Source organism: Pseudomonas sp. SWRI77 (assembly GCF_014269105.1).
Lineage (GTDB): Bacteria > Pseudomonadota > Gammaproteobacteria > Pseudomonadales > Pseudomonadaceae > Aquipseudomonas > Aquipseudomonas capeferrum.
Genome location: NZ_JABWRV010000008.1, coordinates 50,209 through 75,602 on the forward strand (window position 1 = coordinate 50,209; position 25,394 = coordinate 75,602).

19 protein-coding genes are annotated in these 25,394 nt (G+C 63.0%); all 19 read left to right on the forward strand.

Translation table 11 applies throughout. The features are described 5' to 3' along the window. The first annotated feature begins 1 nt into the window (after nt 1). The 19 genes from HU766_RS26560 to HU766_RS10590 all read left to right on the forward strand — a co-directional run bounded on the left by HU766_RS26560 (nt 2) and on the right by HU766_RS10590 (nt 25,361). Nucleotides 2-1,831 carry a thiamine pyrophosphate-binding protein gene (locus HU766_RS26560; RefSeq protein WP_186656298.1) on the forward strand — a complete coding sequence of 610 codons (1,830 nt, stop codon included), beginning with the start codon at nt 2-4 and terminating at the stop codon, nt 1,829-1,831. Further along, complete coding sequence (locus HU766_RS10505; protein WP_186656302.1) at nt 1,831-2,466, forward strand: HAD hydrolase-like protein; 636 nt, start codon at nt 1,831-1,833, stop codon at nt 2,464-2,466. Before HU766_RS26560 ends, HU766_RS10505 begins: the two co-directional genes overlap by 1 nt. A gap of 110 nt (nt 2,467-2,576) precedes the next feature. Beyond that, nucleotides 2,577-3,497: a class I SAM-dependent methyltransferase gene (locus HU766_RS10510; protein WP_238338598.1), complete on the forward strand. Its 921-nt coding sequence runs from the start codon at nt 2,577-2,579 to the stop codon at nt 3,495-3,497. Continuing rightward, entirely contained in the window at nt 3,448-4,527 is a 1,080-nt protein-coding gene (locus HU766_RS10515) for an NAD-dependent epimerase/dehydratase family protein (RefSeq protein ID WP_238338599.1), read from the forward strand. The genes HU766_RS10510 and HU766_RS10515 overlap by 50 nt, the downstream gene beginning before the upstream one ends. Further along, nucleotides 4,524-5,867 (forward strand): polysaccharide pyruvyl transferase family protein, encoded by a 1,344-nt coding sequence (locus tag HU766_RS10520; RefSeq protein ID WP_186656306.1) that lies wholly within the window; start codon nt 4,524-4,526, stop codon nt 5,865-5,867. Before HU766_RS10515 ends, HU766_RS10520 begins: the two co-directional genes overlap by 4 nt. A gap of 76 nt (nt 5,868-5,943) precedes the next feature. Then, nucleotides 5,944-7,110: a class I SAM-dependent methyltransferase gene (locus HU766_RS10525; RefSeq protein WP_238338600.1), complete on the forward strand. Its 1,167-nt coding sequence runs from the start codon at nt 5,944-5,946 to the stop codon at nt 7,108-7,110. Nucleotides 7,111-7,115: 5 nt separating this feature from the next. Continuing rightward, on the forward strand, nt 7,116-8,057 hold the full coding sequence (locus HU766_RS10530; protein ID WP_238338601.1) for an FkbM family methyltransferase: 942 nt from the start codon (nt 7,116-7,118) through the stop codon (nt 8,055-8,057). Next, nucleotides 8,054-9,460 carry a glycosyltransferase family A protein gene (locus HU766_RS10535; protein WP_186656312.1) on the forward strand — a complete coding sequence of 469 codons (1,407 nt, stop codon included), beginning with the start codon at nt 8,054-8,056 and terminating at the stop codon, nt 9,458-9,460. Before HU766_RS10530 ends, HU766_RS10535 begins: the two co-directional genes overlap by 4 nt. 79 nt (nt 9,461-9,539) lie before the next feature. Continuing rightward, nucleotides 9,540-14,402 carry a glycosyltransferase gene (locus HU766_RS10540; protein WP_186656315.1) on the forward strand — a complete coding sequence of 1,621 codons (4,863 nt, stop codon included), beginning with the start codon at nt 9,540-9,542 and terminating at the stop codon, nt 14,400-14,402. Between the two features lie 133 nt (nt 14,403-14,535). Further along, the gene (locus tag HU766_RS10545) at nt 14,536-15,756 is read left to right on the forward strand and encodes an ATP-binding protein (RefSeq protein ID WP_238338602.1); all 1,221 of its coding nucleotides are present in this window, start codon (nt 14,536-14,538) and stop codon (nt 15,754-15,756) included. Next, on the forward strand, nt 15,753-17,117 hold the full coding sequence (locus tag HU766_RS10550; protein WP_186656318.1) for a sigma-54 dependent transcriptional regulator: 1,365 nt from the start codon (nt 15,753-15,755) through the stop codon (nt 17,115-17,117). The genes HU766_RS10545 and HU766_RS10550 overlap by 4 nt, the downstream gene beginning before the upstream one ends. Nucleotides 17,118-17,360: 243 nt before the next feature. Then, nucleotides 17,361-17,693, forward strand: coding sequence for a flagellar hook-basal body complex protein FliE (gene fliE / locus HU766_RS10555; RefSeq protein ID WP_033699469.1), 333 nt, complete (start codon nt 17,361-17,363; stop codon nt 17,691-17,693). A 15-nt stretch (nt 17,694-17,708) separates the two neighbouring features. Next, nucleotides 17,709-19,487 carry a flagellar basal-body MS-ring/collar protein FliF gene (fliF, locus tag HU766_RS10560; protein ID WP_186656322.1) on the forward strand — a complete coding sequence of 593 codons (1,779 nt, stop codon included), beginning with the start codon at nt 17,709-17,711 and terminating at the stop codon, nt 19,485-19,487. Next, nucleotides 19,480-20,499, forward strand: coding sequence for a flagellar motor switch protein FliG (gene fliG, locus HU766_RS10565; protein WP_027593031.1), 1,020 nt, complete (start codon nt 19,480-19,482; stop codon nt 20,497-20,499). The genes fliF and fliG overlap by 8 nt, the downstream gene beginning before the upstream one ends. Nucleotides 20,500-20,669: 170 nt before the next feature. Then, a complete protein-coding gene (gene fliH / locus HU766_RS10570) occupies nt 20,670-21,440 on the forward strand; it encodes a flagellar assembly protein FliH (RefSeq protein ID WP_186656325.1) in 771 nt (256 codons plus the stop codon). Next, nucleotides 21,430-22,788 (forward strand): flagellar protein export ATPase FliI, encoded by a 1,359-nt coding sequence (gene fliI / locus HU766_RS10575; protein WP_186656327.1) that lies wholly within the window; start codon nt 21,430-21,432, stop codon nt 22,786-22,788. Before fliH ends, fliI begins: the two co-directional genes overlap by 11 nt. Nucleotides 22,789-22,794: 6 nt before the next feature. After that, on the forward strand, nt 22,795-23,247 hold the full coding sequence (fliJ, locus tag HU766_RS10580) for a flagellar export protein FliJ (protein ID WP_186656329.1): 453 nt from the start codon (nt 22,795-22,797) through the stop codon (nt 23,245-23,247). A 108-nt stretch (nt 23,248-23,355) separates the two neighbouring features. Further along, nucleotides 23,356-23,661 carry an STAS domain-containing protein gene (locus HU766_RS10585; RefSeq protein WP_033699464.1) on the forward strand — a complete coding sequence of 102 codons (306 nt, stop codon included), beginning with the start codon at nt 23,356-23,358 and terminating at the stop codon, nt 23,659-23,661. 8 nt (nt 23,662-23,669) lie between these two features. Next, nucleotides 23,670-25,361 carry a fused response regulator/phosphatase gene (locus HU766_RS10590; RefSeq protein WP_186656331.1) on the forward strand — a complete coding sequence of 564 codons (1,692 nt, stop codon included), beginning with the start codon at nt 23,670-23,672 and terminating at the stop codon, nt 25,359-25,361. Nucleotides 25,362-25,394: the final 33 nt, after the last annotated feature.

Here is a 25,394-nt window from a genome sequence, read left to right on the forward strand (position 1 = left end):
CGTGCCAAGCCCCTATCGTGTTGCAGACTACATTGCTGACTTCATTGCCGATCTGGGTGTGAAGCACGTCTTCCTGTTGCCAGGCGGAGGTGCCATGCACCTCAACGACGCGGTCGGCAAGCACCCCCACCTGGATGTGGTGGCCTGCCACCATGAACAGGCCGCCGCGATTGCCGCCGAAGCCTACTGCCGGATCAACGAGAACATCGGTGTGGCGATGGTCACCACTGGCCCGGGAGCGACCAATGCGGTGACTGCCGTTGCCGGTGCCTGGATCGAGTCGGTGCCGTTGCTGGTCGTCTCCGGCCAGGTCAAGCGTGCCGATCTGCTGCGTGGCGCGCCACTTCGGCAGAAGGGCGTGCAGGAAGTGGATATCGTCAGCGTGGTCGAGCCGATCACCAAGTATGCGGTGACCGTCCAGCAGCCAGAAGACATTCGCCGCGAGTTGGAGCGCGCTGTCTTTGTAGCGCGAGATGGCCGTGCCGGCCCGGTATGGATCGACGTACCGCTGGACGTGCAGGGCGCGCCGATCGATGCCGACAGCCTGGTGGGCTGGGACGAGGCCACAGCACCCGTTGCAGCGCTGGACGCGGCAACGCTGGAGCAGATCCGCAGCTTGCTTGACGGTGCCCAGCGGCCGCTGATCCTCGCCGGCCATGGCGTTCGCTTGAGCGGTGCGGCTGCAGCCTTCCGTGATTTGATCGAAAGCATGGGCGTGCCGCTGGTGACGACCTGGAATGCAATGGACCTGCTGCCTCACGAGCACCCGCTGTATGTCGGTCGCCCAGGCGTGGTAGCGCTGCGTGCACCGAACTTCGCAATACAGAATGCCGATCTGCTGATCACCATCGGCTGTCGTCTGGACAACATCATCACCGCCTATGCGCCGCGCGACTTTGCGCGCAACGCACGCAAGGTCGTCGTGGATGTGGATGCCAACGAGATCGCCAAGCTCGACATGGACATCGATGTCGCCGTTACCCGCGATGCCGTCAGCTTCATCGAAACACTGGCCGCGTCGCTGAAAGGTGCCTCGTTCAACCGCCCGCAATGGTTGGCACGTTGCCGCGACTGGAAGTCACGCTATGGCGTCAACGACGGCAAGCCTTTCGCGGCCAGCGGGCCGATCAGCCACTTCCAGTTTGCTGACGCGCTTTCCAACGCCGTGCCGGAAAATACCCTGGTCAGCACCGGCAGCTCGGGGTTGGCGGTCGAGGTCTTCTACACCGTGTTCCGCAATCGCCCAGGCCAGCGTGTATTCCTGACCTCTGGCCTGGGCGCCATGGGTTACGGCCTGCCCGCTGCGATTGGTGCGTGCTTCGCCAACGGCAGCAAGCCGATGGTGGCGGTGGAGAGCGATGGCAGCCTGCAACTGAATATTCAGGAGCTGGCCACGCTGCGCGGGTTCAACCTGCCGATCTGCCTGGTGGTGATGAACAACGGCGGTTATGCCTCGATCCGCAATACCCAGCGCAACTACTTCGAAAGCCGCTATGTCGGCACCGGCCCCGAGGCGGGCTTGTGGATGCCAGACCTGGAAGAACTGGCACGTGCCTACCACTTGCCGTTCAAGCGCATCAGCGATGCCGCCGAGCTGGAGCAGGGCCTGGCCGAGGCCGTGCAAATGCCGCGTCCGATGATCGTGGAAGTGGTGTTGATGAAGGATGAGGCGTTGAGCCCGAAGGTTGCGGCAATTCCGCAGGCGGATGGCTCGATGACCTCGATGCCGCTGGAAGACATGAGCCCCTTGCTGCCGCTGGCGGTATTGGAGGAAGAAATGGCTGGCAACATCGCCCCGGTATCGCGCCAGGTTCGGCAGCAGGTCAATTGATGAAACGCCACGTCCTGTTCGACTTTGACGGCACCTTGGTGGACTCGGCGCCGGCCATTCTTGTCTGCTTTACCCGTGTGCTGAAGGCGCACGGGCTGCAGGCCATGCGCCCCATAGACGCCAGCCTGATCGGGCCGCCCTTGCGCCAGACGCTGGCGACACTGAGCGGCAGTGACGACGCAGCATTGCTGGATGCCCTGAGCGCCTCGTTCAAGGACATTTACGATTCCGAAGCCTGCCTGGAAACACCGGCCTATGCGGGTTGCCAGGCGATCTTGGAGCAGCTGCGCGAGCAGGGCTTCAATCTGTCCATTGCGACCAACAAACGTCTGCTGCCAACCCAGCGCATCATTGCGGCATTGGGTTGGCAAGGGCTGTTCAGCGACGTGTATGCCAGTGACTCCTACCCTGATCGCTACACGGACAAGGCCGGCATGATCGCAGCCTTGCTGGGGGATGGCGGCATTGCCGCGCAATCGGCCCTCTACATTGGCGATACCGTCGCAGACGGTCGTGCAGCGGCGGCCAATGGTGTCGAGTTCTGGCCAGTCGCTTGGGGCTATGGTCAATTTGCCAGTCATGAGCAGCCATTGCCTTCGCCGCAACAGTTGCTGGAACGCCTGGTGCGCGCATGAACACAGCTGCTACAGCCAACACATGCCCCTGCTGCGCAACGGTCGAGCGCGTACTGCCCCGCCCGCAATACACCGCTTGCCGGCTGTGTGGGCATCGTTGGCGGATGCCGATGGACGAGGCGGGCTACTATGAAACGCTGGTCGCTCGTAACGATCTGAACACGCCTTGGTTCAAGCGCAAGATGCGTGAACGTGTCGCCGCGGTATCCGACTTGCTGAAGACAGGCAAGGAACGCGTGCTCGAAGTCGGCTGTGCGGAAGGTGAGCTCGGTCGCGAGATCAAGGCGCGCTTTGCCGTCACCTATGAGGGTGTGGAGTTGTCGCAGGACAGGGTGCTGGCGACGCAGAAACTTGACCGCGTATTCCACACGCCAGCCAGCGAGATTGAGGCAACGCCGTACCAGTTGATCGTGTCCTTCCATGTGCTGGAGCATATTGCTCGACCCGAGCAGGAGCTTGCAGCCTGGGCGAGCCTTCTGAGTGCGGACGGGCGTGTGCTGATCGAGGTGCCGAACCAGGCCGGGCATCCGCTGCTGGCCAGCGATCGCAATCCCGAGCACCTGCACCAGTTCACCCCGGCGTCGCTGGCCCTGCTGCTCGCACGTTGCGGCTTTACCTGCGAAGCGTTGTCCGTGGGGCATTACGAATCGCCGGTCTACTCGGACTCGGTGCGCCTCGTCGCCCGCTTGCAGCCTGCGGCCGCGCAACGCGAGCAGCGTCTGCTGCAGCGTTTTCGTGAGCAAACTGGCGGCCCGTTCCTGGTGTACGGCATTGGCGGCGACTACCTCAATTATCTGGCACCGATTGCCGAGTCGCTGGATATCCACGCCCTGCTGGACTCATCAGAAACCAAATGGGGGCAGCGCCTGGGTAAACACGTGGTGTGTGCCTACGATCCGCAAGTGCACGCGGAGTTGCCCATCCTCATCTGCTCCATTCGCTTCGCCACGGACATCCGTCAGCACCTGCTCGACCTTGGGATTGCAGCGCAGCGCATCATCGGCCTGGATAGCATCTATGAAAACGCCTGATCCCGTTCTCGCTGCGGACTTGAGCGGGATGCTCACAGCCCCGCTGCCCTGGGAAGCCCTGCACGGCCGTCATATTCTGGTCACTGGCGCCTCGGGCTTCATTGGTGGGCATGTCGTCGAAGCCCTCGTCTGGCTCAATCGGCGTCAGCCTCAGGCGAAGGTGCACGTGTACGCCCTGGCGCGGGACCTGGCAAAACTGCGTCAGCGCATGCCCTGGCTGGATATTCCAGGCGAAGTGACGCCTCTGATCCAGGATGTCACCCAGCCCTGCGGCCTTGCTGCGCCGCTGGATTTCATCGTCCATGCCGCCAGCCCTGCCAGCCCCAAGGACTATCTGCAACGGCCGGTCGATACGATCCGTGCCAATACCGATGGCACCCGGGCACTGCTTGAGCTGGCCCGGGACAAGCAGGCACGTTTTCTGTTTCTCAGCAGTGGTGCGGTGTACGGCGACAACCCTTGGCAAACCGATGCGATCGCGGAAGGTGATTTTGGCCGGGAAGACCCGTTGGCTCCACGGGCCTGCTACGGCGAGAGCAAGCGCTTGGCCGAAACGCTGTGCCAGGCCTACCACACCCAATACGGTGTGGATGCCAGGATTGCGCGGATTTCCCATTGCTATGGGCCGGGTATGCGGCTGGACGATGGCCGGGCGATCTCCGATCTGCTTGCCGATGTCCTTCACAACCGGGATATCCAGCTGGATTCCGATGGAAGCGCCTCGCGTCCGTTCTGCTATGTCTCCGATACCGTGCTCGGGCTGTTCCACATCCTGTTCCGGGGCGAAGCGGGCCATGCCTACAACGTCGGTGAAACGCAGGAAACCAGCATCCTGGAATTGGCCGAAAAGTTGATTGCCTCAGCCGGTAAGGCAGGGCAGCTCACGGTCAGGCCGCAGGCGCGCAGTGGCCCGGCACCTGCCGTGAGAAACGCCGGGCATTTCAATATCGACAAAATTCGCGCTTTAGGGTGGGCGCCACTCACACCTTTGGATGTGGGTTTGTCCCGACTCTTGCAGGCCCATACATGACCGCTCCCGATTCGCGTCCGACACTCATTGGTTACCTCCCTCCGCCTGAGGGCATTAGAAAGACCGGGGCCAACTACCCATATCATTCTCAATTCATCAATATTGGGGATATTGTTTACGCTCATGCCGGCGCCATGTTGACCTCGGGGCGTCATGTTGAGGCGTGGAACTTTCGGATGACCGCAGAAGAGGTCAATGAACGATTTTCCAAGGTGATATTTTTCATTCCTTGCAGAATTGCGCCGCCTCCCTATGACCAGGATGGTTACCCTTACGCGTACGTCACAGACTTTATCGAGAAACTGAAAATTCCTTTTTTCAGTCTTGGCGAATCCATTCAAGCCAGGGAGTACGATTATCAGCCCGGCTTCCACAAGCAGCTTTCTCCTGCCGTGGTTCGCTACCTGAGTGTGATTGCCGATCGGTCACCGGTGGTGGGGACGCGCGGTTATTATTCAGCGGACGTGCTGAATAGCCTCGGGATCAAGAATGCCGTTCCTTTAGGCTGCCCGTCCCTCTACCTGAATGGCCCTTCGCTGCGTACGTCCTTGCTGGAGGTGCCGCACAACCCTGAAAAGGTTGCGGTGTGCTACTCGAACTATCAGGGCAATCGTCATAGCCGCATCGACGACGTTCTGCGCCTGGCCAGTCAGCACGATTATTACTATGTCGAGCAGGTCTTTGGCCTGCTTGCGCAGGCGCTCTATTACCCCGGGAAGGTCAGCGGGGCTGATATCCATGCGGCGCGGCGTTTCTATAAAGACTTGGCGCCTGTGCTGGCCTTGTTGAAACAAAAGCGCGTTCGCTACTTTACAAACTATAGCCTGTGGAAGGCATTCCTCGGCTCGATGGATTTTGTGTTCGGTGCCCGCATGCATGGTTTGACGCCGGCGCTGCATGCCGGGAAGCCTGCCGTGTTCATTGCGCACGATTCGAGGGTGCGGGAAATGTGCGAGTTCTTCTCACTGCCGTTTGTGGCGGAGCATGAGCTACCCGCGTCAATGGATATCAACTTCTTCTTGTCACGCTGTGACTACACCGCGACGCTTTCGCAGTATCAAGATGCCTATGCGCGATTCGTTCAGACGCTGCGCACGCTTGGGCTCGACGGCAATATCGATGCAGCGGGTTCGATTATTGATGGTTGGGAACCTGAGCCTGACGTGCAGGTGGCCAGCGAGGAGCGCGTCCCGCGTTACTCACCCGAAGAAATGTTCAACCTGGAGCAGCAACTTGCTATTTGCGCCGGGATTCCGGACGAGACCTTTTTGAAGCTTGCCCAGATCAGTGATATTTCCCAACGTTGGTACCGTTCTCGTCTCAATACACAGGCGGGTTAAAACCGCTTGATTTGGCCAGTTATTGTTGCGTCTTTCGGTTTTGGCAAGGCCGTTCGTAAAGTTCAGGGTAGGCGATATGAGAGCGTGTGAAATTTGTAGCGGAAGCCATCTAGAGCAACTGCACCGTCAGCATTTTCTGTTCCCGGGGCTTCCCCAGGCCGTGCATTACGATGTGGTGGCCTGTCGCAACTGCGGTTTTGCCTACGCCAGCGACATTCCGGATCAGTCGGCGCTCGATCAGTTCTATCAGAACGTCGAGCATCACCTGCATACCGACCTGCCGCCCGGGTTGGCGCGTATTCACGGGGATTTCTTCCACTTCGTCCAGCAACATGCAGACCTGGCAAGCGACGCTCGCATTCTCGATATCGGTTCGGGCATGGGGCATTTCCTTGCACATTTCAAACAGGCAGGCTTCCAGCGCTTGCTCGGTATGGAGCCCAGCCCGGCTGCAGCCAAGCTGGCGCACGAAATCTACGGGGTGGAGATCAGAAGCGCGACCGTGGATGCTTTCGTCACTGAAGAGCGCTTCCAGCTGATCAGCCTTTGCGGCGTGCTGGAGCACATTGCCGACCTGCGCAACAGCATGGCCAAGATTGCGGCGCTGCTGGCGGACGATGGTTATCTGTTCATCGCGGTTCCCGATGCCGAGGCCTTCGGCAAGACGCCGCCGGCTGAGCCCTTCCTCGAGTTTGCGCTGGAGCACATCAACTTCTTCAGTGCCGTCAGCCTGGACAACCTGCTGGCTGCCAGCGGCTTCGAGAAAGTGACGGTCATCTCCCAGCACAACGATTTCTACGACAACCATTACCTGCTGGCCATGTACCGCAAGACGACCAAGGCAGCTAAGCGTTTCACGCTTGATGCTGTGGCGGCTGCCAGCCTGCTCAGTTATGTCGAGCTGTCGCGACAGGTATTGCGCCCGGTGGAAGCGCTGGCCGAGCAACTGGAGGCCAGTGCCGAGCCGGTGCTGATCTGGGGCGCTGGCGCGCTTACCAGCCGGTTGCTCTGCGATACCCGGTTGGGCAAGGCCAATATCTGCGGCATCGTCGACCGGAACAGGAACCTGCAGGGCAAACCCCTGCTCGGTGTGACCATTACCGGCCCCGATGAGCTGGCGCAGCACCAGGGGGCCACGGTCTTCATTGCCAGTACCACTTACGCTGCAGAGATCCGCGACACACTGATCCAGCAACATGACTGGCGCGGCAGAATCCTCAGCCTCGCCACCGGAGCCCGGTAATGCCGATGAACACGCTTAACCACATCCGTGCGGCCTACGAGGCCGGGGAATCTGCCAAGCAGGATTACATCGAGGCCATCCACGCACGGCACGCCAGCCTGTTCGCGTACCCCGAGTTCCTCGCCGGTACCGACGTGGAGTCTCTGCGTATCCTGCCGGAGGGCGTCTTCGTGCGTTCCCGCTCGCAGCAGATCGAGTTGTTTCTCGACCCCCAGGACCAGCACCTGGTGCCCTGCACCCTGATGAACTTCCGTGCCTATGAAACACTGGAGACCGAGTTCCTCAAAGCCATCACCCCGGAAAACGGGGTGGTTCTGGACATCGGCGCCAACTGCGGCTGGTATGCCCTGGCGCTGGCTCGGCACTGCCCCTCGGCGCGGATTCACGCCTTCGAACCGATTCCGCATACCCATGAGATTCTAGAGCGCAACATCCGCCACAACGGTTTGTTCAACATAGAGGCGCACCGGCTGGCCTTTTCGAACCAGCAGGCGACACTAGAGTTTCTCTACACGCCCAACTGTTCCGGCGCCACTTCCCAGGTGCTGGCCGGGCAACCGGGCAGCCAGGAAAGCCTGCAGAAGGTGTCCTGCCTGGCCACGACGCTGGATAGCTTCTGCGCGCAGCATGAGCTGGCGCCGCAGATCATCAAGTGCGATGTAGAGGGGGCGGAGTTGATGGTGATCCAGGGCGGCGAGGCGATGCTCGCTCGCCATAAGCCGGTGATTCTGATCGAGCTGTTGAGGAAGTGGGCCAGGCAGTTCGACTACCACCCCAACGAGGTGGTGGAGCGGCTTGGTCGTATCGGCTATCAGGCCTATACCCTGAGCAAAGAGGGGCTGCACCCTTGCCCGGGCATTGACGAGCAAACCCAGGAAACCAACTTCGTCTTTGTGCACGAGCAGCAGCACCGTCAGATCGCCGACCTGCTGCGGTCCATGCCATGAACCCAGCCATTCCGCCGCTGACCGTTGCTCTGCTGACTTACAACCGACTGGACTACCTCAAGCAGTCCCTCGCTGCCGTGCTCGGCCAGAGCTTCGAGGATTTCGAGCTGCTGGTTCTCGACAATGGCAGCAGTGACGGGACGGCGCAGTTCATTCTGGGCCTGCAGGACCCGCGAATTCGTTACGTCAGGAACTCGCGCAATGTTTCCACCGTGGAGTTCAACTGCCGTTCGGCTTATCACCTCGCCCTGGGGCGACGGGTGATCGTCACCCATGACGACGACGTCATGGAGCAAGACATGCTGGAGCGGCAGATGCGCTTCATGGATGGCCACCCCGAGGTGCGGCTGGTGTGGACGCGCGTCAGCGACATTGATCAGGATGGCCATGCGCTGGTCGGGGGCAGCACCGTGCCCGACGCGGAGCGAATTTTCGCGCCCGGGGAATACATCAGCAGTTTCCTCAAGGAGCGGCTGTGGCCCATGCCCAGTGGTGTAATGCTGGAACGAACTGTACTGCCCAGCTTCTATGCGGTACACGCGTGCCTCGGCGACGCGGCTGCTCGCAAGAAAACCCTGGAGACGGCGGGCATCGAGGACGTGCTGTTGCCGGCCCGCATCAATCGCCGGCATGCCATCGGCTACCTTGACCAGCCCTTGCTGCGCCGTCGGGTGCATACCCAGCAGTTCTCCCATGCGGCGAGCCTGTCGCTGCCTGGGGTCGCCCTCTATCGAGACCTGAAGCACATCGCCAAGGGCGTTCCCGGGCTGGAGGCAGAAACCCTGCATTTCGATGCCTTCACGGCGCGCTTCTTCATTCAGGAAGCCATTACGACCCAGCCCGCGAGGGCGATCAACAACGGCATTTTAAAGAAGATTGGTAAAACGGCCGACGGCCTGCAGCGCAACATGGCATTGGCCCCCGACGCCTTTATGGCGGGCCTGCCTGTGTTTCTGCTGGCCCAGCTTCTGTCGCTGGGCGAACCGGCGTGCCAACTGAACACGCTGTCGGCCTCCGGGCATGCCAGCGCTACCGAGAAACTTCTGAGCTGGGCGCGCAAAGCCACCGCAACGCCACGCTCGAGCATCCTGGCCGGCCTGGAGGGGCGCAGGATCATCATCTTTGGTAGTGCCTTCATCGCCGCGCTGCTGATTCTTGAAGCCGAGAAAAACGGCGATCAGGTCGTTGCCTGTATCGATTCCAACATCAATCGCCAGGGCAGAGAAATGCTGGGCGTACCCATTCAACCCTTGGCCTGGATGAGTGAGCACGTGGAAGAGGGCGATGTCGTGGTCATCAGTTCCGAGCGGGATCATGAACATTACATTGAAGCGCTTATCCATCAGCACCTCAGGGCAGCGGCACGCGTCGTGTCCTGGAAGCACCTGACGGCATCTGCGTGATTCACGACATACAGGCTACGTGCCGACAGGCGCCGTGTCGCTTGACGCAAGCGAGCAACCATTTTTGGGAAGTGACAGCATGACGAATTGGGCTTTGATCGCAGGTGGGCGTTGTGCCGGGCAACCTTGGCGAGTACGGGTAGCTGGGTTTTGCCTGGAAGATCAGCAGGCATTCCTGCTGTCCGATGCGGACTGGGAAGGCTTGCAGCGCAAATTGCCGCTGCAGCCCCTGACGGTGTATGGCTTGAGCAACGGGCTGTTGTTCGAGCGGGCTACCGATGCCGCAGGAGAGGCCGATGGCGTGCTTCTGATTGCCCACCCTCGTCAGGCCCAGGCGGTGTGCGAGTTGCCGTCCAAAGCACAGCGATATCTGCTATTAGGTGATGCCGAGCAACGGGAGGCGCTGCAAGAAGAAGCCGCCTTCAGCAAAATCCTTGTCCCGGCAAAGGAAGGCCAGCCCAGTACTTCGCTGGTCTGCCTGGATTACCTGAAACTTCCCGATGCTGACGCATCCGACTCGCAAGCGTGGCCAATCACCCGAGATACGGAAGATCGCGACTACTCCAGGAACTACCATTGTTCGGCAGACTACTGGCTGTACAAGGTAACCACCGCAATCGCTGATGATGCCGCTGCGGTACGGCACCTCGAGCCCCTGCTGAGTGTCGTGATCCCGACCTACAACCACGGGCGTTACCTTGGCCAGTGTGTCCAGTCGGTACTCGACCAGGGCGTGGACGATATCGAGATCCTGGTGCTGGACAATGCGTCCACGGACGACACCACCGAGGTAATGGCGGCATTCGCGGGCAACCCGAGCGTGCGCTACATCCGTAACCGATACAATTTCGGCCCAGGCTACAACTGGCGCAATGGCCTGCGTATCGCACAGGGGCGGTACTTCACGTTCCTTTCCGCCGACGATTATTTCAACCCAGGCCACCTGTCGCGCCTGTTGCCTACGCTGGAGAGCCAGCCCCACGTGGCGGTTGGCTATACCGGCATTCGCTGGGTCAATGGCGCTGGGCAAGCGTTGAACCAGCCTCGTCATCCCGGTTACCGCAACGGCGATTATGTCGGTGGGCGCAATGAAGTCGCTGACCTGCTGATTTTCGACAGTTACATGACACCGTCGGCAGTGATCTACCGGCGTGAGGCATTTTGTCAGGTCTGGAGCCCAGGCAAGACGTACGGTGCCGGTGACTGGGAGATGGTCGTGCAGATGGCGGAGCGTTACCCCGATTTCGCCTATGTCGATATGCCCGGTGTCAGCTATCGCTGGCACGGTGCGCAGGAGTCGAACCAGTTCTACGCCTCCGTTGAGCCATTGATCGGGCACCTTGCCATTGTCGAAGGCGTATTCGAGCGCAATGCGCAGCATCACCTCTACGGGCGTGAGCGCGAGGTGGCGGCGCACCTCGAACGGCGTCTGGAGCAATACCCTGGCGAGCAGCATTCCGAGTTGGGTGCCCGGGCGCGCCAGCTCTGCGAGCGTTTGGAAGGGCAGGCGCGGCAGCAAGAGACGACGTTGTTCTCGATTATCGTGACGACCTACAACCGCCCGCAATTGCTCAGCGATGCGCTGAACAGCATTGGCCACCAGTCTTTCAAGGACTTCGAGGTCATTCTGGTCAATGACAACGGCGACCCGGTCGAGTCGCTGCTGGCTGATTACGATTTCCCTGTCACGTACATCCGCCAAGGCCGTAATCGCGGCCCTGCCGCTGCCCGTAACACCGCTTTGCACCTGGCCCGTGGTCGGTATGTCGTTTATCTGGACGACGACGACCTGTTCCTGCCTGGTCATCTCGAAGCATTGGCCAACGCGCTGGCGGCTCACCCCGACAGCGTGGTGTATACGGATGCGGTGTTTATTCAGGAAACGATCACGGCGGGCGAGAGGGCCGAGGTGGCGCGTGAGCAGCGCTACCCCCACGAGGCGTACTCCCGCGAACGGTTGCTGGTCAACAACTACATCCCGGTCAACACCTTTGCCTGCCCACGTGCGCTTGCGCTGGCCGTAGGGGGCTTCGACGAATCACTGACAGGTCTGGAGGATTGGGACTTCCTCATGCACTTATGTGCTCGAAGCGCTTTCCACCATGTTCGTGATGAGACGGTGCAAGTGCGCATGCGCCGGGATGACAATGCCCCTGCACGACGTTCGGAGCAGGCACTGCAAGATTACCCTGCGCTGTATCGTGAGTTGTATGCACGCCATGCCGACTGTGGCAGCGATGAAGTCAAGCGCGGGCGCCAGCAAATGCTGGAGCATCTGGGCGAAAAGCCCAAGTCATTGACACTGCAAGACTGGCTGGCCGAACGCGTTCCGGATGCCATGCAGAGCCGGCTGATCGGGCAGCGCCTGCAAGCCCATCAGGGTGGGCCTGTAATCGGGGTCATCGTGGTGGACGCTGAAGGGCATGCGGATGCCTTGAAAGCATCGCTGCAAAGCTTGAGCAGCGATAACTGCCTTTACCCCACAGTGAAAGTCATCGCGCTGACGCCAGGGGAGGCACCCGCAACTTCGGCCCAGGGCAAACTGCAGTGCCTGCGTTTGAGTGACGCCAGCCTCAGCGACCAGCTCAACCAGGCAGTGCTGGCGGGTGAGTTCGACTGGTTCATGCTGGTAGAGGCGGGCGTTGAGTTCACTGCCAGCGGCCTGCTGATTGCCGCGCTTGATCTGCTGGCAGCGCCTGGCTGTCGGGCCGTTTATGGTGATGAAGGTTTGCGTGGCGATGGCGCGGAAATGGGCGCTGTCCTGCGCCCTGACCTCAACCTTGATCTTCTTCTGAGTTTGCCGGCGAGCCTGTCACGCCACTGGTTGTTCAACCGTCAGGTGTGGCTGGACATGGGCGGCTTCCGCCAGGAGGCAGGCCAGGCGTTCGAGCTGGAGTACATCCTGCGCCTGATCGAGACCGCCGGTTTCGAGGGGCTGGGGCATATCAGCGAGCCGCTGCTGATCAGCGATGCGCAGACGCTGCGCGACTGCCCGGACGAGCGCGAGGTCATTCAGCGCCATCTGCATGCACGCGGTTTTCCGCAGGCTCGCGTCGAGTCGCGTCTGCCCGGGCGTTATGACCTCGACTACGGCGCCCCCGGTGATTTGCCGGTCAGCATCCTGATCCTGCTCCAGGGCAACAGCACGGAGCGGGCGCAGCGTTGCATGGAAACCATCCTGGAGAAGACGCCCCATCGAAACTACGAGGTGCTTCTGCTGGCGCGCAATGATGCCGGCCCAGCAGTGAGCAGCTGGCTCGATAGCGTTGCCCAGCTCGGCACCGATGCCATTCGTTGCTTGCGTTTCCCTGCCGGCATGGCGCCTGCGCACATGCGCAACCAGGCCGCCGAGCAGGCGCGTGGTGAGTTCCTGCTGTGGCTGGACGAAGGCGCTGCGGTGCTCGATAGCGACTGGTTGCAGCAGATGCTCAACCATGGCGTGCGCCAGGAAGTCGGCGTGGTGGGGGCCAAGCTGGTGGCGGGGGACGCTACCATCAGCCATGCCGGTTTCGTGCTCGGCCTGAACGGCCCGGTTGGCGAAGCCTTTGCCGGGCAGCCGCTGGATGCATCTGGCTACCTGCAGCGCCTGCAGGTCGACCAAAACTATGTCGCAGTGAGCGGCAAGTGCTTGCTGGTGAACAAGGGCCTGTTCCTGGAGGTGGGTGGTTTCGACGAGACACCCGAGCTGCAGCGCTGGGCGGATGTCGATCTGTGCCTGCGCCTGTCCCGTGCCGGCTACCTGAACGTGTGGACGCCGCGTGTGCAATTGCTGCTCAGCGAAGATGCGGCAACGCCGGCCAGCACCGAGGAAGAAGACGCCTTGTATGCCCGCTGGCTGCCGGCACTGGCGCGAGACCCGTTCTACAACCCGAACTTCTCGCTGTCGTCCACCAATGGCTTCGGCCTGGCGCCCACCCAGCTGAGCTGGCGACCGCTGTCGTCCTGGAAGCCGCTGCCGACGATCCTGGCCCATGCGGCGGACAGGCAGGGTTGTGGCAACTACCGGGTCATCCAGCCGCTCGATGCGCTCAGCCGCGAGGGGCTGGCCGAGGGGCTGCTGTCGTGGAATCACCTGGCACCAGGCGAACTGGAGCGTTACCAGCCGGACAGCATCGTCCTGCAGCGCCAGGTGGGCGACGAGCAGATTGAGCACATACGCCGGATGCACGCGTTTTCGCAGGCCTTCAAGGTCTTCGAGCTGGACGACTATCTGCCCAACCTGCCGATCAAGAGCGTACACAGGGCGCACATGCCCAAGGACATTCTGCGCTCCATACGTCGCGGCCTGGCCTATGTGGACCGCTTTGTCGTCTCTTCGCAGCCGCTGGCCGAAGCCTTTGCCGGCCTGCATGACGATATCCGGGTGGTACACAACACGCTGGATACCCGCTACTGGAAAGGCCTCAACGCCCAGCGCCGGCAGTCGCGCAAACCGCGTGTCGGCTGGGCGGGCGGCGCAAGCCACACGGGCGACCTGGAAGTGATCGCGGACGTGGTCAGGGAGCTGGCCAACGAGGTGGAGTGGGTGTTCTTCGGCATGTGCCCGGATAAGCTGCGGCCTTATGTGCATGAGTTCCACCAAGGCATTGCCTTTGAACACTACCCCGCGGCGCTGGCCAGAATGAACCTGGACCTGGCCCTGGCGCCCGTCGAGCAGAACCTGTTCAACGAGTGCAAGAGCAACCTGCGCCTGCTGGAGTACGGCGCCTGTGGTTTCCCGGTGATCGCCAGCGACGTACGTTGCTATCAGGGCTACAGCGACTTGCCGGTCACCCTGGTGAAGAACCGCTTCCGTAGCTGGGTAGAGGCCATCCGCATGCACCTTGCCGACCTGGATGCGACGGCGAAGGCGGGCGATGCACTGCGCGATGCGGTGCAGGGCGGCTGGATGCTCGAAGGCGACAACCTGAATCACTGGCGCAAGGCCTGGCTGCCGGATTGAGCCTGGCTGGCCTCCCTTGCCCATTGCGGGCGAGGGAGGCAGCGCATCCGAAAATCCCCATCTCCGGCACGGCTATTGCTAGACCGCTGGCAACATACCGTTTTTATGACGGTCAGCCACGCGAGAGAGCACGATGCCCCAGGCCGCCCACGTTTCCCGAGCCCCCGATCCGCAGGGGCATGCCCTGATCGAGCAGGAAAGCCGACAGGGTGTCGAGCAAGCCTTCGCCCTGTTCAACCAGGTCTCCAGCCAGCTGAGCCAGTCCTATAGCCTGCTTGAAGCGCGGGTCAGCGAACTGAAGGGCGAGCTGGCGGTGGTCAGCGCCCAGCGCATCGCCGAACTCAGCGAAAAGGAACGCCTGGCCAACCGCCTGCAGAACCTGCTGGACCTGCTGCCCGGCGGGGTGATCGTGATCGATGGCCACGGCCTGGTGCGCGAAGCCAACCCGGCCGCCTGCGAACTGCTCGGCGAGCCGCTGATCGGCGAACTGTGGCGCCAGGTGATTGCCCGCAGCTTCGCCCCGCGCAAGGACGACGGCCATGAAGTCTCGCTGCGCGACGGCCGCCGCCTGTCCATCGCCACCCGCTCGCTGGATGCCGAGCCCGGCCAGTTGGTGCTGCTCAACGACCTGACAGAAACCCGTCGCCTGCAAGACCAGTTGGCTCGCCACGAGCGCTTGTCGTCGCTGGGGCGCATGGTCGCCTCGCTGGCCCATCAGATCCGCACGCCCCTGTCGGCAGCCATGCTCTACGCCAGCCACCTGGCCGATAGCGAGCAAGACCTGAGCGTGGAAACCCGCCAGCGCTTCGCCGGTACCTTGAAGGAGCGCCTGCACGAGCTGGAGCACCAGGTGCGCGACATGTTGGTGTTCGCCCGTGGCGAGCTGCCGCTCGGCGATCGGGTGAGCCCCAAAGGGCTGTTCCAGGCCTTGCAGCAGGCCGCGCAGTCGCACGTGCAAGGGCATGCCGTGCGTTGGCAGTGCGACAGCCACCTGGGCGAGCTGCTGTGCAACCGCGACACCTTGGTCGGCGCCATGCTCAACCTGATCGAGAATGCCCTGCAAGCGAGCGAGGTGCCGGCGCGGCTCAAGGTGCACGTGTTCCGTCGCCAGCAGGTGTTGCACCTGTGCGTGAGTGACGCCGGCAGCGGCATCGACGCCGACGTGCTGGGCCGCCTGGGCGAGCCGTTCCTGACCACCAAGGCCACCGGCACCGGCCTGGGCCTGGCCGTGGTCAAGGCCGTGGTGCGGGCGCACCAGGGTACGCTCAGCGTGCGTTCCAAGGTCGGGCGCGGCACCTGCGTGCGGGTCGAGCTGCCGTTGATCGATGGGCAACTGGCGGAGGCGCACGGATGACCATCAAGGTGCTGCTGGTCGAGGATGACCGCGTGTTACGCCAGGCGCTTGGCGATACCCTGGAAATCGGCGGTTTCGCCTACCGCGCCGTGGGCAGTGCCGAAGAGGCACTGGAGGCTGTGCTGAGCGAAGCGTTCAGCCTGGTGGTCAGTGACGTGAACATGCCGGGTATGGATGGGCACCAGTTGCTGGCGCAGTTGCGCCGCCAGCAGCCGCAACTGCCGGTGTTGCTGATGACCGCGCATGCTGCGGTGGAACGTGCCGTGGAAGCGATGCGCCAGGGCGCAGCCGATTACCTGGTCAAGCCGTTCGAGCCCAAGGCGCTGCTGTGTTTGGTGCAGCGCCATGCTGCCGGGCGCGTGAGTGCGGTGGACGAGGAGGGGCCGGTAGCCTGTGAGCCGGCCAGCCGACAATTGCTGGAGCTGGCCGCGCGCGTGGCGCGCAGCGACTCGACGGTGCTGATCTCGGGTGAGTCGGGTACCGGCAAGGAAGTGCTGGCACGCTTCATTCACCAGCAGTCCCCGCGGGCAGGCCAGCCCTTCGTGGCGATCAACTGCGCGGCGATCCCCGACAACATGCTCGAAGCCACCTTGTTTGGCCATGAGAAGGGCGCTTTCACCGGCGCCATCGCGGCCCAGGCCGGCAAGTTCGAGCAGGCCGAGGGCGGCACCTTGCTGCTCGACGAAATCTCCGAGATGCCGCTGACGTTGCAGGCCAAGCTGTTGCGGGTGTTGCAGGAGCGTGAGGTGGAGCGGGTAGGCGGGCGCAAGCCGATCAGCCTGGACATCCGCGTGCTGGCCACCACCAACCGCGATCTGGCGGGCGAAGTGGCGGCCGGGCGGTTCCGTGAAGACCTGTATTACCGATTGTCGGTGTTCCCCCTGGCCTGGTGCCCGTTGCGCGAGCGCAAGGGCGACATCCTGCAACTGGCCGAACGCCTGCTGGCCCGCCATGTCGGCAAGATGAAGCATGCGCCGGTGCGCTTGTCTGCCGAAGCGCGGGCCTGCCTGCAGGCGTATGCCTGGCCGGGTAACGTGCGCGAACTGGACAACGCCTTGCAGCGGGCGTTGATCCTGCAGCAGGGCGGGGTGATCGAGGCGGCGGATTTTTGTCTGGCCGGCGCCATTCCATTGTCGGCGGGCGCGGCGCCTTCATTGCCCGAAGTGGCGGTCGAGGCGGGTGGCCTGGGTGATGACCTGCGCCGCCATGAGTACCAGACCATCATCGACACCTTGCGCGCCGAGCGTGGCCGCCGCAAGGAGGCCGCCGAGCGGCTGGGCATCAGCCCGCGCACCTTGCGTTACAAGCTGGCACAAATGCGCGATGCCGGGTTTGACGTCGAGGCCAGCCTCTTCGGCTGATAAGCCGCAGGTGCGGGCTATGTCGGGTGCGGCCTTGTGTCGCGAAAGGGGCGCGTAGCGGCCCCGGCGATTTTTGCTGCGCCACAGCACCTGGGGCCGCTACGCGCCCCTTTCGCGACACAAGGCCGCTCCTACAACGGCGCGTCAAATCAGAAGGGTGGCAAGGCTGGCACCTTTGTTGCTTTACACGAGCTATCCGCCGCATGAGTGTCAAAAAAATGCGGCCGCCGGAGAGAGAAGGTCATGAGCCAAGGTGTTGAATTCAATCGTCTGATGCTGGACATGCGGGCCATGCAGGCCGACGCCATGTCGTTGCCCAAGGTGTCCGCCGCGCCTGAGCTGGCGCCGGGCCAGAGCAGCTTTGCCGACATGCTCGGCCAGGCCATCGGCAAGGTGCATGAGACCCAGCAGGCCTCCACCCAGCTGGCCAACGCCTTCGAGATTGGCAAGAGCGGCGTCGACCTGACCGACGTGATGATCGCTTCGCAAAAGGCCAGCGTTTCCATGCAGGCGATGACCCAGGTGCGCAACAAGCTGGTCCAGGCGTACCAGGACATCATGCAGATGCCGGTTTGAGGACGGACGTAACCCATGGCTGAAGCAGTCGTCGACAACGCCCCCGCCAAGAGCGGCCAGCCAGCGTCCAAGCCGCCGCTGTTCGGTATGGCGTTTCTGGAAAACATCTCGCAGATGCCCATGCTGCGTCAGGTCGGCCTCATGGTCGGCTTGGCCGCGAGCGTGGCCATCGGCTTTGCCGTGGTGCTGTGGTCGCAGCAGCCCGACTACCGGCCGCTGTACGGCAGCCTGTCGGGCATGGACACCAAGCAGGTCATGGAAACCCTGGCCGCTGCAGACATTCCCTACAACGTCGAGCCCAATTCCGGCGCTCTGCTGGTCAAGGCCGACGACCTCTCCCGTGCGCGCCTGAAACTGGCGGCCGCAGGCGTGGCACCGAGCGATGGCAATGTCGGTTTCGAACTGCTCGACAAGGAGCAGGGCCTGGGCACCAGCCAGTTCATGGAGGCCACCCGCTATCGCCGCAGCCTCGAAGGTGAACTGGCGCGCACAGTGTCCAGCCTGAACAACGTCAAGGGCGCACGCGTGCACCTGGCGATCCCGAAAAGCTCGGTGTTCGTGCGTGACGAACGCAAGCCCAGCGCCTCGGTACTGGTCGAATTGTACCCAGGCCGCGCGCTGGAAGCCGGGCAGGTGATGGCGATCGTCAACCTGGTCGCCACCAGCGTGCCAGAGCTGGACAAGTCGCAGGTCACCGTCGTCGACCAGAAGGGCAACCTGCTGTCCGAGCAGTTGCAGGACACCGCCCTGACCATGGCGGGCAAGCAGTTCGACTACAGCCGCCGCATGGAAAGCATGCTCACCCAGCGCGTGCACAATATCCTGCAGCCGGTGTTGGGCAATGACCGCTACAAGGCCGAAGTGTCCGCCGACCTGGACTTCAGTGCGGTGGAATCGACGTCCGAGCAGTTCAACCCGGACCAGCCGGCGCTGCGCAGCGAGCAGTCGGTCGACGAGCAGCGCGCCAGCAGCCAGGGCCCACAAGGCGTGCCGGGTGCACTGAGCAACCAGCCACCGGGTGCTGCCTCCGCACCGCAAACCACCGCCGCAGCCGCCACCCCGGCCCCTGCCATCCAGCCTGGCCAACCGCTGGTGGATGCCAACGGCCAGCAGATCATGGACCCGGCCACCGGCCAGCCAATGCTCGCGCCGTACCCGTCGGACAAGCGTCAGCAGAGCACCAAGAACTTCGAGCTGGACCGCTCCATCAGCCACACCCGTCAGCAGCAGGGCCGCATGACCCGCCTGTCGGTAGCGGTGGTGGTCGACGACCAGCTCAAGGTCGACCCTACCAGCGGCGAAGCCACCCGTGCCCCATGGGGTGCCGAGGACCTGGCACGCTTTACCCGCCTGGTGCAGGACGCGGTCGGCTTCGATGCCAGCCGCGGCGACAGCGTGACGGTAATCAACGTGCCGTTCGCCGCCGACCGTGGCGAAGAAATCGCCGACATCGCCTTCTATCAGCAGCCGTGGTTCTGGGACATCGTCAAGCAAGTGCTGGGCGTGGTGTTCATCCTGGTGCTGGTGTTCGGCGTACTGCGGCCGGTGCTCAACAACATCACCGGGGGCGGCAAGCAGGCTGCCTCGGATAGCGACATGGAGCTGGGCGGCATGATCGGTCTGGATGGCGAACTGGCCAACGACCGCGTCAGTCTGGGTGGCCCGACAAGCATTCTGTTGCCAAGCCCGAGCGAGGGTTACGAGGCACAGCTCAACGCAATCAAAGGCCTGGTGGCCGAAGACCCGGGCCGCGTGGCTCAGGTCGTGAAAGACTGGATCAACGCCGATGAGTGATAACCGAGCCGTTACCGCCAAGCTGAGCCGTGTCGACAAAGCGGCGATCCTCCTGCTCTCGCTGGGCGAAACCGATGCTGCCCAGGTTCTGCGGCACATGGGGCCCAAGGAAGTACAGCGGGTGGGTGTGGCCATGGCGCAGATGGGCAACGTGCACCGCGACCAAGTCGAGCAGGTGATGAGCGAGTTCGTCGACATCGTTGGCGACCAGACCAGCCTGGGTGTGGGCTCCGACGGTTATATCCGCAAGATGCTCAACCAGGCCCTGGGCGAAGACAAGGCCAACGGCCTGATCGACCGCATCCTGCTGGGCGGCAACACCAGCGGCCTGGACAGCCTCAAGTGGATGGAGCCGCGTGCCGTGGCCGATGTGATCCGCTACGAGCACCCGCAGATCCAGGCCATCGTGGTCGCCTACCTGGACCCTGACCAGGCCGGTGAAGTGCTGAGCAACTTCGACCACAAGGTGCGGTTGGATATCATCCTGCGCGTATCTTCGCTCAACACCGTGCAACCGGCAGCGCTCAAGGAACTGAACCAGATTCTCGAGAAGCAGTTCTCGGGCAACTCCAATGCCGCGCGGACCACCTTGGGTGGTATCAAGCGTGCCGCTGACATCATGAACTTCCTCGACAGCTCGGTGGAAGGTGCGCTGATGGACTCGATCCGCGAGGTCGACAACGACCTGTCGGAGCAGATCGAAGACCTGATGTTCGTCTTCAACAACCTGGCCGATGTCGACGACCGCGGTATCCAGGCGCTGTTGCGCGAGGTGTCCTCCGACGTGCTGGTGGTGTCGCTCAAGGGCGCCGACGAGCGGGTCAAGGACAAGATCTTCAAGAACATGTCCAAGCGTGCCTCGGAACTGCTGCGCGACGACCTGGAGGCCAAGGGGCCGGTGCGGGTCAGCGACGTGGAAACGGCGCAGAAGGAAATCCTCACCATCGCTCGCCGCATGGCCGAGGCTGGCGAGATCGTGCTCGGTGGCAAGGGCGCCGAGGAAATGATCTGATCCATCCTCGTGTAGGAGCGGCCTTGCGTCGCGAAAGGGCTGCGAAGCGGCCCCTGGATTTCAGCGTCGCAACCTGTATCGCCGGGTCCGCTCTGCGGCCCTTTCGCGACGCAAGGCCGCTCCTACACGGGGCCGCGTTGCTTGCAGATGGTTTTTGAGTACCTGAGAACATGTCCAGCAAAGAGCACCACCCCAGCGACCTGATTCGCGCCCGCGACCTCGAGGGCGTCGACGTCTGGGCGCTTCCCAGCTTCGACCCGCAGCCTGAGCCGCAACCCGAGCCTGAGCCGGAACCGGTAGCCATCGAGGAAGAAGTCGAGGAAGTGCCGCTGGAAGAAGTCCAGCCGCTGACCCTCGAAGAGCTCGAAGCGATTCGCCAGGAGGCCTACAACGAAGGCTTCGCCACCGGTGAGCGCGAGGGCTTTCACAGCACCCAGCTGAAGGTGCGCCAGGAGGCCGAACAGGCCCTGGCAGCCAAGCTGGGCAGCCTCGAGCAGTTGATGGCGAACCTGATGGAGCCCATTGCCGAACAGGACACGCAAATCGAGAAAACCCTGGTGCACCTGGTCGCGCACATGACCCGCCAGGTGATCGGCCGCGAGTTGCGCAATGACTCCAGCCAGATCACCCAGGTGCTGCGCGAAGCCCTCAAGCTGCTGCCGATGGGCGCCGACAACATCCGCATCCATCTCAACCCCCAGGATTTCGAACTGGCCAAGGCCCTGCGCGAACGCCATGAAGAAAACTGGCGCCTGCTTGAAGACGAAGCCCTGCTGCCGGGTGGCTGCCGCATCGAGACGGCGCACAGCCGCATCGACGCCAGCATGGAGACGCGTATCGAGAAGGCCGTGGCGCAGTTGTTCGACCAGCTTCACGACCATTCCCTGCACCCGGCGCCAGCGGATATGTCCATCGACCTGGACCACCCCGATGCGCCTTGATCGCACCAGTTTCGGCAAGCGCCTGGGCAGTTACGCCGAGGCGATCGAACTGCCGGCGCAACCCATCGTCGAAGGCCGCCTGCTGCGCATGGTCGGCCTCACCCTGGAGGCCGAAGGCCTGCGCGCCGCAGTGGGCAGCCGCTGCCTGGTGATCAACGACGACAGCTACCACCCGGTGCAGCTCGAAGCCGAAGTCATGGGCTTTTCCGGCACCAAGGTGTTCCTCATGCCGGTTGGCAGCATCGTCGGTATCGCCCCCGGCGCACGGGTGGTACCGCTGGATGACGGCGGCCGCCTGCCGATGGGCATGAGCATGCTCGGGCGGGTGCTGGACGGCGCCGGGCGCGCCCTCGATGGCAAAGGCGGCATGAAGGCCGAAGACTGGGTACCGATGGACGGCCCGGTCATCAACCCGCTCAACCGCGACCCCATCAGCGTGCCGCTGGATGTGGGCATTCGCAGCATCAATGGCCTGCTCACCGTCGGTCGCGGCCAGCGCCTGGGCCTGTTCGCCGGTACCGGCGTGGGTAAGTCGGTGTTGCTGGGCATGATGACGCGCTTCACCGAAGCCGAGATCATCGTCGTCGGGCTGATCGGCGAGCGGGGCCGCGAGGTGAAGGAATTCATCGAGCATATTCTCGGTGAAGAAGGCCTCAAGCGCTCGGTGGTGGTCGCATCGCCTGCCGATGATGCGCCGCTGATGCGCCTGCGTGCTGCCATGTATTGCACGCGTATCGCCGAGTACTTCCGCGACAAGGGCAAGAATGTGCTGTTGTTGATGGATTCGCTGACCCGTTTTGCCCAGGCCCAGCGTGAAATCGCCCTGGCCATCGGTGAGCCGCCGGCCACCCGCGGTTACCCGCCGTCGGTGTTCGCCAAGCTGCCCAAGCTGGTGGAGCGCGCCGGTAATGGCGAGGCCGGTGGCGGCTCGATCACCGCGTTCTACACGGTCTTGTCGGAAGGCGATGACCAGCAGGACCCAATCGCCGACTCGGCGCGGGGTGTGCTCGACGGCCACTTCGTGCTGTCGCGCCGCCTGGCCGAGGAAGGCCACTACCCGGCGATCGACATCGAAGCCTCGATCAGCCGGGTCATGCCTCAGGTGGTCGATAGCGACCATTTGCGCCAGGCGCAAAAATTCAAGCAACTGTGGTCGCGCCTGTCGCAGAGCCGCGACCTGATCAGCGTGGGTGCCTATGTGCCGGGTGGCGACCCGGAGACGGACCTGGCCATCGCCTTGCAATCGCGGCTGGTGGACTTTTTGCGCCAAGGCCTGGACGAGAACGTCGGCATGGCGCAGAGCCGCGAGCAGCTGGGGGCGATCTTCACGCCTCCGGCGGCGGGCTGATAGGCCATGGCGCTGCCTGGACGTGCTGCGCGCCTGGCGCCGGTGGTGACCATGGCCGAAGAGGCCGAGCGCAAGGCTGCCCAGCGCCTTGGGCACTTCCAGCTGCAGGTGGCCCAGGCGCAGGTCAAGCTGGCCGAGCTCGAGCGCTTTCGTGAAGACTACCAACTGCAGTGGATCAACCGCGGCGGGCAGGGCGTCGATGGCAACTGGCTGGTCAACTACCAGCGCTTCCTCGGGCAATTGGAAACGGCCATGACCCAGCAGCGCCAGAGCCTTACCTGGCACCAGAACAACCTGAACAACGCCCGCGGCGCCTGGCAACAGGCCTACTCCCGGGTGGAGGGGTTGCGCAAGTTGGTGCAACGTTATCTGGACGAAGCACGGCGGGCCGAAGACAAACGCGAACAGCGACTGCTCGACGAACTGTCCCAGCGCCTGCCGCGGCAAAGCCACTTTTAACTTGCACCGGCCTGCGCGCCGCTGGCGGGGCCGTGTGCTTGCCACCCATGCCATCGCCTGCTAAACCTTAGAAGAGTTGCATCCGCCATCATCGAAGGAATCGCTAGCATGGCAGTCGAAACTGATTTTTCGCAGGATGGGAAAAAGCTGACGATCAAGATCACAGGGCGCTTCGATTTCGGCAAGCATCAGGAGTTTCGTGATGCCTACGAGCGCCAGAACGACCAGCCTGACTCGGTGGTGGTCGACCTGAAGGACGCCACCTACCTCGATAGCTCCGCGCTCGGCATGCTGTTGCTATTGCGTGACCATGCAGGCGGCGACGAGGCCGACGTGAGCGTCATTCATGCCAGCTCCGACGTTCGCAAGATCCTCGCCATCTCCAATTTCGACAAACTGTTCGATATCAGTTGAGCCGTGTGATGGCTGCCGAACAGGCATTGACCGTGCTGGTTGCCGAAGACGGGGCGGCCGACCGCCTGCTGCTTGCGCAGATCGTCCGGCGCCAAGGGCACCAGGTGTTCACGGCCGAAAACGGCGAGCAGGCGGTGGCGCTGTTTGTCGAGCGGCGGCCGCAACTGGTACTGCTCGATGCGTTGATGCCGGTGATGGACGGGTTCGAGGCGGCTCGGCAGATCAAGGCCCTGGCCGGCGAAGCGCTGGTGCCGATCATTTTCCTGACCTCGCTGAACGAGGAAGACGCCCTGGTGCGCTGCCTGGAGGCTGGCGGCGATGATTTCATGGCCAAGCCTTACCGTGCGGTGATCCTCGCCGCCAAGATACGCGCCATGGACCGCCTGCGCCGGTTGCAGGCGACCGTGCTGGCCCAGCGCGACGAGATCACTCGCCACCATCAGTACTTGCTCAACGAGCAGCGGGTGGCCAAGGCCGTGTTCGACAAGGTGGCCCATGCCGGTTGCCTGGTCGCGCCCAATATCCGCTACCTGCAATCGCCCTATGCGCTGTTCAACGGTGACCTGCTGCTGGCAGCGTTCACGCCGTCTGGGGACATGCAGGTGCTACTGGGCGATTTCACCGGCCACGGCCTGCCTGCCGCCGTCGGCGCCATGCCCCTGGCCGAGGTGTTCTACGGCATGACGGCCAAGGGCTATGGCCTGGCGCAGACCCTGCGCGAGATGAACGCCAAGCTCAAGCGCATCCTGCCGGTGGACATGTTCTGCTGTGCGTTGATGCTCAACCTCAGCGTGCAGCGCGGTTCGGTGGAGGTGTGGAACGGCGGCATGCCTGACGGCTATCGCTTGTCGGCGGGCGGTGAGGTGCTGTCGGCGTTGGTCTCGCGCCATCTGCCGCTGGGCGTTCTTGCGCCCGAGCGCTTCGATGACAGCACCGAAGTGCTGCCGTTGGCGGCAGGGGAGCGCTTGCTGTTGTTGTCGGACGGGGTGCTCGACACGGCCGATGACCAAGAACGCTTGTTCGGCGTCGAGCGCCTGCATGAGGTGTTGGCCGGCAACCGAGACCCTGTGCGCCTGTTCGATGAGGTGATGCAGGCCCTTGAGCGTTTCGGTGGGCGGCCTCGGGACGACATCAGCTTGTGTGACATCCGCATGTTCACGGCGGATGAGCGGGTGCCGGCGCCAATGATCTACGCTGAACGCGGCCGGCCCAGCCCGCTCGACTGGTCGCTCGGCTTCGAACTGCGCGGCGAAAGCCTGAGGTGGTTCAACCCGGTGCCGTACCTGGTGCAACTGTTGCAAGAGATACACCCGCTGCGCTCGCGCACCGGCAGCCTGCACAGTGTGCTCAGCGAGCTGTTTTCCAATGCCTTGGAGCATGGGGTGCTGGGCCTGGATTCGCGGCTCAAGCGCGATGTTGAGGGCTTTGCCGACTACTATCGAGAGCGTGCCCGACGATTGGGGGCTTTGGCTGACGGCTTCGTGCGCATCGACCTCAAGGTTGAACCCCATGCCCAAGGCGGGCGTCTGATGATTGAGGTCCGTGACAGTGGCGCAGGGTTCGATGTACAGCAGGTATTGTCGCGGCCAGCGCAGGAGCAGTGTTTGAGTGGCCGGGGTGTGAACCTGGTGCGGCGGCTCGGCAGCGACGCTCAGTGGTGCGAAGGTGGCCGCTGTGCGCAGGTCGAGTTTGTCTGGTGAGTGCTTGGGGTGAGCGGTTTTGTAGAGGGCCAC

Bases quoted from the DNA above. Each gene is read 5' to 3' on its own strand.
- HU766_RS10505 (WP_186656302.1), top strand. From the start codon at position 1,831: ATGAAACGCCACGTCCTGTTCGACTTTGACGGCACCTTGGTGGACTCG.
- HU766_RS10510 (WP_238338598.1), top strand. From the start codon at position 2,577: ATGGACGAGGCGGGCTACTATGAAACGCTGGTCGCTCGTAACGATCTG.
- HU766_RS10520 (WP_186656306.1), top strand. From the start codon at position 4,524: ATGACCGCTCCCGATTCGCGTCCGACACTCATTGGTTACCTCCCTCCG.
- HU766_RS10525 (WP_238338600.1), top strand. From the start codon at position 5,944: ATGAGAGCGTGTGAAATTTGTAGCGGAAGCCATCTAGAGCAACTGCAC.
- HU766_RS10530 (WP_238338601.1), top strand. From the start codon at position 7,116: ATGAACACGCTTAACCACATCCGTGCGGCCTACGAGGCCGGGGAATCT.
- HU766_RS10535 (WP_186656312.1), top strand. From the start codon at position 8,054: ATGAACCCAGCCATTCCGCCGCTGACCGTTGCTCTGCTGACTTACAAC.
- HU766_RS10540 (WP_186656315.1), top strand. From the start codon at position 9,540: ATGACGAATTGGGCTTTGATCGCAGGTGGGCGTTGTGCCGGGCAACCT.
- HU766_RS10545 (WP_238338602.1), top strand. From the start codon at position 14,536: ATGCCCCAGGCCGCCCACGTTTCCCGAGCCCCCGATCCGCAGGGGCAT.
- HU766_RS10550 (WP_186656318.1), top strand. From the start codon at position 15,753: ATGACCATCAAGGTGCTGCTGGTCGAGGATGACCGCGTGTTACGCCAG.
- fliE (WP_033699469.1), top strand. From the start codon at position 17,361: ATGAGCCAAGGTGTTGAATTCAATCGTCTGATGCTGGACATGCGGGCC.
- fliF (WP_186656322.1), top strand. From the start codon at position 17,709: ATGGCTGAAGCAGTCGTCGACAACGCCCCCGCCAAGAGCGGCCAGCCA.
- fliG (WP_027593031.1), top strand. From the start codon at position 19,480: ATGAGTGATAACCGAGCCGTTACCGCCAAGCTGAGCCGTGTCGACAAA.
- fliH (WP_186656325.1), top strand. From the start codon at position 20,670: ATGTCCAGCAAAGAGCACCACCCCAGCGACCTGATTCGCGCCCGCGAC.
- fliI (WP_186656327.1), top strand. From the start codon at position 21,430: ATGCGCCTTGATCGCACCAGTTTCGGCAAGCGCCTGGGCAGTTACGCC.
- fliJ (WP_186656329.1), top strand. From the start codon at position 22,795: ATGGCGCTGCCTGGACGTGCTGCGCGCCTGGCGCCGGTGGTGACCATG.
- HU766_RS10585 (WP_033699464.1), top strand. From the start codon at position 23,356: ATGGCAGTCGAAACTGATTTTTCGCAGGATGGGAAAAAGCTGACGATC.
- HU766_RS10590 (WP_186656331.1), top strand. From the start codon at position 23,670: ATGGCTGCCGAACAGGCATTGACCGTGCTGGTTGCCGAAGACGGGGCG.